Below are 8,978 nucleotides of genomic sequence, written 5' to 3' on the forward strand. Positions count from 1 at the left end.
GTCCCCCTCAAGCTTTTGTCTCTGTTACAAGTTCCGCCAGTTCAGTTGGATAAAGTCCGGTGAAGCAAGCGGCACACTGCCCGCGCAAGTTCCCTTCGAACGGCCGGTCGATCGCTTCGACCGTTCCGTCCAATGTGAGGAACGCCAGTGAATCGGCCCCAATCTCTTCTTTAATCTCTTCGATGGATTTGGTGGCCGCAATCAACTCTTCCTTTGATGATGTATCGATACCGTAATAGCACGGATGCTTGATTGGTGGTGACGTGATGCGAACATGCACCTCGGTCGCCCCGGCTTCACGGAGCAACTTGACGATGCGTCTGCTCGTCGTACCGCGGACGATCGAATCGTCGACCATGATAACCCGTTTTCCGTTCACGACGCCTCGAAGCGCTGACAGCTTCATCTTGACACCGCGCTCCCGTAGTTCTTGCGACGGCTGAATAAACGTCCGGCCGACATAGCGGTTTTTGATGAGTCCCATCTCGTACGGGATTCCGCTCGCCTCAGCGTAACCGATGGCCGCCGAGATGCTCGAGTCCGGGACGCCGGTGACGACGTCCGCTTCGACTGGTGCCTCGTCGAACATCTTCTTCCCCATCGCCTTACGGGCCGTGTGCACGTTGACGCCATCGATGATCGAGTCCGGCCGCGAGAAGTAGATGTATTCCATGGAACACATCGCGCGGACCGATGCCTCGCTGTACCGCTCCGACACGATCCCGTCTTGCGTGATCATGAGGAGTTCCCCTGGCTCGACATCGCGTACGTACGTCGCCCCCACGACGTCAAACGCACATGTCTCTGAGGCGAATACGTAAGCGCCATCCTCGGTCTGGCCGAGCGAGAGCGGACGCAAGCCGTGAACGTCGACGCCGACGTAGAGCGCGTCTTCCGTCAAGAAGAGGAAGGCGAACGCGCCGACGAGACGGGCCAAGCTATCTGCAATCCGCTCTTTCATCGAGTTGCCGCGGCTTCGTTTAATCAAGTGGGCGACGACTTCCGTGTCAGATGTCGTCTGAAAGATCGCACCTTCCGCTTCGAGCATGTGTTTCAACTCGTTGGCGTTGACGAGGTTACCGTTATGCGCCATCGCCAAGTCGCCCGTAAGCGACTTGAAGTGGAGCGGTTGGACGTTCTCGAGCGTGTTGCCGCCTGCCGTCGAATAACGGACATGACCGATGGCGTGATGCCCGGTCAATGCGTCGAGCGACGGTTCGTCGAACACTTCAGCGACGAGGCCAAGCCCGCGTTTGGCGTGCAAGCGCTCGCCGTCAGCCGTGACGATGCCTGTCCCTTCTTGTCCCCGGTGTTGCAGGCTGTGGAGGCCATAGTAGGCGAGGTGTGACGCTTCGTGGTGATTAAAAACCCCGAATACCCCGCACTCCTCGTTCATGCCTCGGATGTCATATAACATGGAATAGCTCCTTCCCATACCCGTTCAAGTTCCGTGACGTCCATTTCGATGAGGCGGTCGCTCGCACGGACCGTCAATTGTGGCGTGTCTGTCACCTGTCCGATGCGTGTCGCCTTCGTCAACTTCGCGAACGCATCAGCCTGATGTGGCACGACTGTGACGAGGAACCGTGACTGTGATTCGCTGAAAAGTGTCGTCACGAGATCGGCGTCGACTGTGACATCTGCGCCGAAGCCCGTGCCGAACACGAGTTCAGGAAGTGCCGCGGCCAGTCCACCTTCCGATACGTCGTGAGCCGCTGTGACAAGACCTTCCCGAATCGCCGTAAGCAATACTTGTTGCTGACGGCTCTCTGTCTCGAGGTCAAGCATCGGCGCCTGTCCGCTCACTTTACCGTCTTGCAGCATTTGGAGCGCACTACCGCCGAATTCTGGTTTCGTCTCCCCGAGTAGGAAGATGATGTCGCCTGCTGCTTTCGCGAACGACGTCGTGATATGTTCCGGCTTGTCGATCAAGCCGACCATGCCGACGACCGGCGTCGGATAAATCGCCGTCCCGTTCGACTCATTGTAAAGCGAGACGTTTCCGCCGATGACCGGTGTATCGAGGGCACGGCACGCTTCGGCCATCCCTTCGACAGCTTGGTCGAGCTGCCAGAAGCCTTCTGGTTTGTCCGGGCTACCGAAGTTCAAGCAGTCGGTGAGGGCGAGTGGTGTGGCACCGCTGGCGACGATGTTGCGCGCTGCCTCTGCGACCGCAATCGCACCACCGACACGTGGGTCGAGGTACACGTACTTGGCGTTGCAGTCCGTCGTCATCGCGAGTGCTTTGTCTGTGTCGCGAATGCGGATGACGGCCGCATCACTTCCTGGGGCGACGACGGTCGACGTTTGGACCATATGGTCGTATTGCTCATACACCCAGCGTTTCGAAGCGATTGTCGGCATGGCGAGCACGTCTTTCCATGTCGAGAGGACGTCCGAGACAATCGGTTGGATTGGTGTCATCGCTTGGAACGTTTCATAGTACGCCGGTACTTTCGACGGCTTATGGTAGACCGGTGCGTCTTCTGCGAGCGCATCGACTGGTACTTCGGCCGCGACTTCCCCGTGATGGAGCAGGCGGAGCACTTTGTCTTCGATGACTTCACCGACTTTGATCGCATGAAGTCCCCACTTCGTGACAATCGCTTCGATCTCATCTTCATGTCCTGCCTTGACGACGAGGAGCATCCGCTCTTGTGACTCGGACAACATCATCTCGTAAGGCGTCATGTCAGCCTCGCGTTGTGGGACGAGGTCGAGGTTCATCTCGATGCCCATGCCTGCCTTCGATGCCATTTCGGCCGAAGACGACGTGAGACCAGCCGCTCCCATGTCCTGGATCCCGACGAGGGCTGGGTGCTTAATGACTTCCAAACACGCCTCAATCAACAGTTTCTCCATGAACGGGTCACCGACTTGGACGGCCGGGCGTTTTTCGTCCGCATCCTCACCGAGTTCTTCCGAGGCGAACGTCGCCCCGTGAATGCCGTCGCGTCCTGTCGTCGCCCCGACATACATCACTGAGTTACCGACACCTTCGGCAATCCCTTTTTGAATGTCTTCATGGCGAATGAGCCCGACGCACATCGCATTGACGAGCGGGTTACCCGCATAGGCCGGGTCGAACGCGACTTCCCCCCCGACCGTCGGGATACCGACACAGTTGCCGTACCCGGCGATGCCTGAGACGACATGACCGAAGAGATGTTTCACACGTGATTCGTTCAAATCTCCGAAGCGGAGCGAGTTAAGGAGTGCGACCGGTCGCGCGCCCATCGAGAAGATGTCACGGATAATCCCGCCGACACCTGTCGCCGCACCTTGGTACGGCTCAATCGCCGACGGATGGTTATGGCTCTCAATTTTGAAAGCGACGGCCTGGCCATCGCCGATATCGACGATGCCAGCACCTTCCCCAGGTCCTTGAAGGACATGTTTCCCGGTTGTCGGGAATTTCCGGAGGACAGGCTTCGAGTTTTTGTACGAACAGTGTTCAGACCACATGACCGAGAATAACCCAATCTCGGTGTAGTTCGGCTCACGACCGAGCAGTGAGACGACGAGCGCGTATTCCTCATCGGTCAATCCCATCGTGGCGTAAAGTCGCTCTTCACGGATGTGTGTTGCTGTCGGTTCAGTTGTAAGTAGCATGTCGAGTCCCCCATTTCACCATCGAAGTGAATAATCGTTTGCCGTCTTCCCCGCCGAGCAATACTTCGACCGCTCGCTCCGGGTGCGGCATCATTCCGAGTACGTTGCCTTGTGCGTTCGTGATCCCTGCAATATTCGCGACCGATCCATTCGGGTTGTCGGTATATGTGAAAGCGATCTGCCCATTGCTACGAAGCGTCTCAAGCGTCGCCTCGTCACAGTAGTAGTTGCCTTCCCCGTGCGCGATCGGGACTTGGATCGTTTCCCCGAGTGCATAATCGTTCGTGAACATCGTCTCGTTCGTCTCGACTTTCAATTCGACCGTCTTGCACATGAACTTCAAATCACGGTTACGCATCAATACGCCCGGTAGGAGTCCTGCTTCGACGAGCACTTGGAAACCGTTGCAGACGCCGAGTACCGGACGCCCTTCTTCTGCGAACCGTTTGACTTCACTCATAATCGGTGAGAACTGGGCGATGGCGCCGCAGCGCAAGTAATCCCCATATGAGAATCCGCCTGGCAGGAGCACACCGTCGTAACCGTCAAGCGACGTTTCCGTATGGAACACATAGTCCGCTTCTTCGCCGAGGACATCTTTTACAGCGTGATACATGTCGAGGTCACAGTTTGATCCCGGGAAGACGATGACAGCGAATTTCATGCGAGTACCCCCATCTCGATTCGATAGTTCTCGATGACCGTGTTGACGAGCAACTTCTCACACATGTCACGGACCATCGCTTCGGTCGTCTCTTCTGCCACTTGAAGCTCGATCACTTTCCCGATGCGTACTGATTCAACGCCTGTAAAGCCGAGATGTTCGAGTCCGCCTTTGACGGCGACGCCTTGTGGATCGAGTACACTTTCACGTAATGTCACGTACACGTTTACTTTTTTCATCAGTTCATTCCCCCTATGCGTGTTAACAACTGGCTATACGTGTCTGTCAGAGATCCGAGGTCTCTGCGGAAAACATCTTTATCGAGCTTTTGTTTCGTTTCTTTGTCCCAGAGTCGGCACGTGTCCGGCGAAATCTCGTCAGCAAGGATGATCGTGCCGTCGACTTTACCGAACTCGAGTTTGAAATCGATCAAATCGATGCCGTGTTCGTTGAAGAAGTCGAGTAACACATCGTTGACCCACAGCCCAAGTTGTCGCAATGTTTCGACTTCTTTGTGTGTGGCGACTTGCAGTAAACGGATATGGTCCTCTGTTAAGAGTGGATCTCCGAGTGCGTCATCTTTATAGTAGAACTCGACGATTGGTGACAGGAGCGGTGTCCCTTCTTCCCAACCGAGTCGTTTCGCAAGGCTTCCGGCGGCGATGTTGCGAACGACGACCTCGAGCGGAATGATGTCGACACGGCGCACGAGCTGTTCACGATCCGATAGACGCTTAATGAAATGTGTCGGAATCTTGTTATCGTGCATGAGTTCGAACAAGCGCGTCGTAATAGCATTGTTCAACACGCCTTTGCCGGCGATTGATTCTTTCTTCTCCCCGTTAAATGCTGTCGCGTCGTCTTTATAATAGACGCGGAGCACACCCTGTTCTTCTGTCTCGAATAACGCTTTTGCCTTACCTTCGTAAATTGCTTCCATCTGTATCGTCCCCCTTAAAAGTGAGAGGGGCATGACGCCCCTCAACGATCACAAACCACAGCGTTCAAAAATAACATCGACACGGCGCACGTGATGGCTCGGGTCGAATAGGTCGTCGAGCTCGTCACTCGTAAAGAGCGCGCCCATTTCGGCGTCTCGTTCAATCAAAGTGCGGAACATCGTCTCTTCTTCCCACGCCTGCATCGCCTTCGGTTGAACGGCGTCATACGCCGCTTCGCGCGACCATCCTTTTTCGATCAACGCGAGCAAGATGCGTTGGGAGAAGATAATGCCAAACGTCCGGTCCATGTTCCGGCGCATATTGTCCGGGAAGACCGTCAAGTTCTTCACGATATTGCCAAAGCGGTTCAACATGTAGTTGAGGAGACTCGTCGCATCCGGAAGAATGATCCGTTCTGCTGATGAGTGTGAGATGTCACGTTCATGCCAGAGGGGAACGTTCTCATACGCCGTCACCATATGACCGCGAATGACACGGGCCAGGCCGGTCATGTTCTCTGAACCGATTGGGTTGCGTTTATGCGGCATCGCTGACGACCCTTTTTGTCCTTTGGCGAAGAATTCTTCGACCTCACGTGTCTCTGTCTTTTGGAGGCCGCGAATCTCTGTCGCCATCTTCTCGATTGATGTGGCAATCAATGCGAGTGTCGACATGTATTCGGCGTGACGGTCACGTTGTAACGTCTGTGTCGAAATCGGTGCCGCTTGAATCCCTAATTTGTCACATACATACGACTCGATGAACGGATCGATGTTTGCGAACGTGCCGACCGCACCACTCATCTTGCCGAACTCAATCGTCTCACGGGCTGCCATGAACCGCTTCTTGTTGCGCTTCATTTCTTCGTACCAAAGGGCGAGTTTCAATCCGAACGTCGTCGGTTCTGCGTGAACACCGTGTGTACGGCCCATCATGATGTCATACTTATGTGCTTTCGCTTTCTCAGCGAGGATCTCGATGAAGCGGTCGATGTCAGCTTCTAAAATATCGTTTGCTTGCTTAATCAAGTACGATAAGGCCGTATCGACGACGTCTGTCGAAGTCAGTCCGTAATGCACCCACTTCTTCTCTTCTCCAAGCGTCTCTGAGACGGCACGCGTGAAGGCGATAACGTCATGGCGCGTCTCTTGCTCGATCTCCAAGATGCGTTCGACATCAAACGATGCTTTGTCCCACAGGACCGCGACATCTTCTTTTGGAATGACGCCTAGCTCGCTCCACGCCTCACATGCGTAAAGTTCTACTTGAAGCCATGCCTCAAATTTGTTTTGGTCTGTCCAAATCGCCGCCATCTCGGGACGGGTATAACGTGAAATCATAAAACGGTCTCCTTCCAGATTGCCAATTGTTCGATGGTCTGAAGCGCTTCTTCGACGGAATCGGCGAGCACGTTCAAGTGCCCCATCTTCCGACCAGTCTTCGCTTCTTCTTTTCCATACAAATGTAGTTTAACATTCGACGGTAACGTTTGCGGATTCAGCTCATTCATATGTTCGCCTAACAGGTTAACCATCACGACCGGGGTGTGGAGTGTCGTACGACCGAGCTTCATACCAGTGATTGCCCGTACATGTTGCTCGAACTGGGACGTCTCACAGGCGTCAATCGTGTAATGCCCTGAATTGTGGGGACGGGGAGCAAGTTCATTCACATACAAGGAACCATCTTCCATGATGAACAGTTCAACCGCAAGCGTTCCAATCAATCCGATGTGGTCAGCGAGTTGAAGGGCCAAATGCCGAGCCTCTTCCAAAATGTCTTGTTCTACTCGGGCTGGCACTATCGATAAGTGTAAAATATTTTGATGATGAATGTTCTCGCTGATCGGGAACGTTGTCGTCGCGTGAGCCCCTCTCGTTACGATGACCGAAATTTCTTTTTTAAAAGGCAGCCAAGCTTCGGCCACGTACTCCGTCTCTTCGAACTGATCCGTAAATGTGCGAACATCTTGCTCCGTCCGCAAGACCGTTTGACCTTTTCCGTCATATCCGAATCGGCACGTCTTGATGACGAATGGGAGGCCTAACACGTCTCTTGCTCGAGTGACGTCTCGGAGGGAACGAACTGGAACATATGGAGCGACGTGAAGGCCCGCACCTTCAATCATTTGCTTCTCATAGAGCCGATGCTGTGTCGCCTTTAAGACATCCATCCCTTGCGGACACTTGTCAGCGATAGCCTCAATCATCGCTGTATCGATATTTTCGAATTCGTATGTGATGACGTCTGAACGCTGAGCGAGTTCACGAGCTGCTGTTACGTCGTCAAATGTAGCCACGATGCTTGGCGCGACTTGAGCGGCCGGTGCGTTTGGGTTTGGATCAAGACTTAGCGTTTCGTATCCCATAGCACTCGCGCTGAGTGACATCATCCGACCTAGCTGGCCTCCGCCTAAAATTCCGATTCTCATCAAATCAGCTCCTCTGTCGCTTTGAGTGCCATATCTCGTTTCACTTGGCGGTAAACCTCGAGACGTTCAATCAATTCAGAAGATTGGAGGCTCAAGATTTGCGCCGCGAGAAGACCTGCGTTCATCGCCCCAGCTCGACCGATGGCGACTGTTGCGACCGGTACACCTGCAGGCATTTGAACAATCGAGAGCAATGAATCAAGTCCGTTTAACGCCTTCGATTGTACTGGTACCCCGATGACGGGTAATGTGGTCTTTGCAGCGACCATACCTGGTAAGTGAGCTGCGCCTCCCGCTCCTGCGATAATGACCTGTATGCCCCTTGCCCGAGCTTCCTCAGCGTAGTCGAACATTAAGTCCGGCGTCCGATGCGCCGAGACAACTTGTTTTTCATATGGAATACTCAACTCTTCAAGGATCTCACAAGCATGGCTCATTGTTTCCCAATCGGAAGAACTACCCATGATCACACCTACTGTTGCCTTCACTTAAATGTCCCCCTTAAAAAAAGAAATCCCTAAACCGAATAACCAGTTTAGGGTATAGACCACGACAAAAAAATGTCGACTATACCCCATAGTCTGATCAGAGTCGGCGATCAGGTAGAAACTTGCGAGCCATTTCCTCGCGATTATATGGAGCACTATTTAATTTGTTCTTAACTCACACGCCTATCGTACCTTGTTCATTCAAAACATGTCAACAAACGGCGAACAATTTAATTGTCTGAATATTTATCGTTCGTCTTTAGGTTCATTAAAACACAAAAAAACCGCCACTCATTCGTGACGGTTTGGCATTATGGTTTGAGAGCAACGCACTCAAATAAAATCGACTGATGGGAATGTACAGGTTCGTCTTTGGTTCCCGTTTGTTCAAAGACAGGCTTCTCAATCCTACGTACCGGGCGATACCCCATTTGAGCAATTCGATTTAAACACTCATCGATTGTCTCGTTTGGCTCGACGTATACTTTGATTTTTTTGGCCATCTGTTCTTCCTCTCTTTCATTTGAATCGCGATATAAATAAAAAAAGCGGCGGCCCTTGAGCGAATGCTCCAGAACCACCGTTTGCCTGGCGACGTCCTATCCTCACAGGGGGAGACCCCCAACTACTTTCGGCGCTGAAGTGCTTAACTTCCGTGTTCGGCATGGGAACGGGTGTGACCACTTCGCCATCGCCACCAGACAAGAGAGATCGTTCTCTCAAAACTGAAGACTCATCAATTCATACAAACCATTAGACTAGATCAAAGCCTCGACCGATTAGTATCATTCAGCTCCACACGTCGCCGTGCTTCCACCCATGACCTATCTACCTCATCGTCT

Annotated in this window: 9 protein-coding genes, 2 rRNA genes and 1 riboswitch; all 11 genes read right to left on the minus strand. The window is 53.3% G+C overall.

Going from position 1 to position 8,978, the window contains the following annotated elements:
* Nucleotides 1-7: 7 nt before the first annotated feature.
* On the minus strand, nt 8-1,417 hold the full coding sequence (purF, locus tag KNP60_RS13050) for an amidophosphoribosyltransferase (RefSeq protein ID WP_058765678.1): 1,410 nt from the start codon (nt 1,415-1,417) through the stop codon (nt 8-10).
* Nucleotides 1,393-3,612, minus strand: coding sequence for a phosphoribosylformylglycinamidine synthase subunit PurL (gene purL, locus KNP60_RS13055; protein ID WP_214754305.1), 2,220 nt, complete (start codon nt 3,610-3,612; stop codon nt 1,393-1,395). The genes purF and purL overlap by 25 nt, the downstream gene beginning before the upstream one ends.
* Nucleotides 3,596-4,276, minus strand: a complete 681-nt coding sequence (gene purQ / locus KNP60_RS13060) for a phosphoribosylformylglycinamidine synthase subunit PurQ (RefSeq protein ID WP_214754307.1) — start codon at nt 4,274-4,276, stop codon at nt 3,596-3,598. The genes purL and purQ overlap by 17 nt, the downstream gene beginning before the upstream one ends.
* On the minus strand, nt 4,273-4,515 hold the full coding sequence (gene purS, locus KNP60_RS13065; RefSeq protein WP_214754309.1) for a phosphoribosylformylglycinamidine synthase subunit PurS: 243 nt from the start codon (nt 4,513-4,515) through the stop codon (nt 4,273-4,275). The genes purQ and purS overlap by 4 nt, the downstream gene beginning before the upstream one ends.
* Nucleotides 4,515-5,216 (minus strand): phosphoribosylaminoimidazolesuccinocarboxamide synthase, encoded by a 702-nt coding sequence (purC, locus tag KNP60_RS13070; RefSeq protein WP_214797640.1) that lies wholly within the window; start codon nt 5,214-5,216, stop codon nt 4,515-4,517. Before purC ends, purS begins: the two co-directional genes overlap by 1 nt.
* Before the next feature lie 48 nt (nt 5,217-5,264).
* Entirely contained in the window at nt 5,265-6,557 is a 1,293-nt protein-coding gene (purB, locus tag KNP60_RS13075; RefSeq protein WP_214712328.1) for an adenylosuccinate lyase, read from the minus strand.
* On the minus strand, nt 6,554-7,648 hold the full coding sequence (gene purK / locus KNP60_RS13080; RefSeq protein ID WP_214797641.1) for a 5-(carboxyamino)imidazole ribonucleotide synthase: 1,095 nt from the start codon (nt 7,646-7,648) through the stop codon (nt 6,554-6,556). The genes purB and purK overlap by 4 nt, the downstream gene beginning before the upstream one ends.
* Nucleotides 7,648-8,136, minus strand: a complete 489-nt coding sequence (purE, locus tag KNP60_RS13085) for a 5-(carboxyamino)imidazole ribonucleotide mutase (RefSeq protein WP_214797642.1) — start codon at nt 8,134-8,136, stop codon at nt 7,648-7,650. Before purE ends, purK begins: the two co-directional genes overlap by 1 nt.
* Nucleotides 8,137-8,205: 69 nt before the next feature.
* Nucleotides 8,206-8,307: riboswitch (purine riboswitch) on the minus strand.
* Nucleotides 8,308-8,447: 140 nt separating this feature from the next.
* Nucleotides 8,448-8,639 (minus strand): NETI motif-containing protein, encoded by a 192-nt coding sequence (locus KNP60_RS13090; protein ID WP_034781380.1) that lies wholly within the window; start codon nt 8,637-8,639, stop codon nt 8,448-8,450.
* Between the two features lie 83 nt (nt 8,640-8,722).
* Nucleotides 8,723-8,838, minus strand: a 5S ribosomal RNA gene (rrf, locus tag KNP60_RS13095).
* A gap of 57 nt (nt 8,839-8,895) precedes the next feature.
* Nucleotides 8,896-8,978 (minus strand): 23S ribosomal RNA (locus KNP60_RS13100); the annotation flags it as partial.

Origin of the sequence: Exiguobacterium sp. s5 (assembly GCF_018618075.1) — a bacterium.
GTDB lineage: Bacteria > Bacillota > Bacilli > Exiguobacteriales > Exiguobacteriaceae > Exiguobacterium > Exiguobacterium mexicanum_A.

Coding starts and splice junctions, on each gene's coding strand:
- purF (WP_058765678.1), bottom strand. CDS start 1,417: ATGTTATATGACATCCGAGGCATGAACGAGGAGTGCGGGGTATTCGGG.
- purL (WP_214754305.1), bottom strand. CDS start 3,612: ATGCTACTTACAACTGAACCGACAGCAACACACATCCGTGAAGAGCGA.
- purQ (WP_214754307.1), bottom strand. CDS start 4,276: ATGAAATTCGCTGTCATCGTCTTCCCGGGATCAAACTGTGACCTCGAC.
- purS (WP_214754309.1), bottom strand. CDS start 4,515: ATGAAAAAAGTAAACGTGTACGTGACATTACGTGAAAGTGTACTCGAT.
- purC (WP_214797640.1), bottom strand. CDS start 5,216: ATGGAAGCAATTTACGAAGGTAAGGCAAAAGCGTTATTCGAGACAGAA.
- purB (WP_214712328.1), bottom strand. CDS start 6,557: ATGATTTCACGTTATACCCGTCCCGAGATGGCGGCGATTTGGACAGAC.
- purK (WP_214797641.1), bottom strand. CDS start 7,648: ATGAGAATCGGAATTTTAGGCGGAGGCCAGCTAGGTCGGATGATGTCA.
- KNP60_RS13090 (WP_034781380.1), bottom strand. CDS start 8,639: ATGGCCAAAAAAATCAAAGTATACGTCGAGCCAAACGAGACAATCGAT.